This window comes from Citrobacter sp. NCU1 (assembly GCF_010231475.1).
GTDB lineage: Bacteria > Pseudomonadota > Gammaproteobacteria > Enterobacterales > Enterobacteriaceae > Citrobacter_D.
The window spans coordinates 1-1,253 of the sequence record NZ_NRDO01000113.1 but is presented as its reverse complement, the minus strand read 5'-3'; the positions used below and the strand labels follow the sequence as shown (position 1 = coordinate 1,253).

Below are 1,253 nucleotides of genomic sequence, written 5' to 3'. Positions count from 1 at the left end.
CCAGAACATTACGCCGCCTTGCGAACATCCAGAACGTTCGATAATGTCACCATATCGGATCTTGGTTGGCTTGGATTTGTAAAAGTATTGCAGCGTTTCTAATACACGCTTTCCAGCGTCGTTAATCTGAATACGGTCAACACCGTATTTCACTAAGTATTGGATCATAAACCTCCTGTTATTGAATATTCATATTTTGCTGTGACGTGTGTTTATCAAGATAGGCCAAGGCGTATTCGTTCGTTAGTTTCCCGTCACGCTTAAAGCGTTCCAAATCCGGTAGCTGATACTCAGAGAATTTATACCAATGCCCAGCGCTCTCGAATTGCCGCAATTTGGTAGAATACTCCTTATCGTCACTTGGTGCGGCTGGCGGTGTTACAGGTTTCTTTATCTTCGGCTTAGATGTTGTCTTCACTTTTTCCGGTGCTGGTGCTTTCTCTTCCGGCAATTCGTCAAACTCGCACATCGGATCGGCTTCTGGAATAGACTGCTGCTTTTCTTCCTGCACTTCTGGCGCTACGTCTTCTTTGGCATTGCCAAAAACTGGATATTTCAGACAATCCACCCAGACAGGCTTTTTTGCCGTCCCGGTGTTACGTTCGAGAAGGAATAATTCTGGAGTGAGGTCGAAAACAGTCCATTCGTAAGTTTTACCAAACTCTTTTTTGGTCAGCAGTCCGGCGGCTTCCAATCTGCCAATTGCACTGCTCACTGTACCAACGTCAGAAACACCGATTGCCGCAGTGATACTTTCAATAGTGTCGTAGTGCTTACCAGTTGTATAATATTTATTGTCTGTTGATTGGTCGGTGAATAAGTGAAATCTCTTTCGCAGGATCATATATGCTAATTTGGCGTTAGCGATTAGCTTTACTGACTCACCTGTTTTGAGATTTGTAATTCGGGTTGCTGATAATAATGCTTCTTCGATTGAGGCGTATTTGTATACTTCCCCGTCGATATAGTTGTTCTTTGCCATTGTTGTTTGCTCCTGTGTATGCTCAGTAATTTACGAATGCTCTTCATTTGGTTTTCTCCGCTTCTCATTCGTGGGGTGGGTGTTAATGCTGGAACGTGGTTATTACGCGCCAGCTTTCGAATATTTGACCGCCAGACTTTGACATTCTTCAAGAAGGAGTGCGCTTACGCTCATTTTTCGGCGCTTTGCTTCTTTGAACAGAATCTGAAATGTCGCATCCGGGATCATTAACGATGTGGACGGCGGTAATTTGGTTTTCTTCTCGATCATT

1 protein-coding gene is annotated in these 1,253 nt (G+C 43.9%); it reads right to left on the bottom strand.

Going from position 1 to position 1,253, the window contains the following annotated elements; translation table 11 throughout:
- Window positions 1–178: 178 nt before the first annotated feature.
- A complete protein-coding gene (locus CJP72_RS24545; protein ID WP_162383846.1) occupies window positions 179–982 on the bottom strand; it encodes a DUF6945 domain-containing protein in 804 nt (267 codons plus the stop codon).
- Window positions 983–1,253 lie beyond the last annotated feature (271 nt).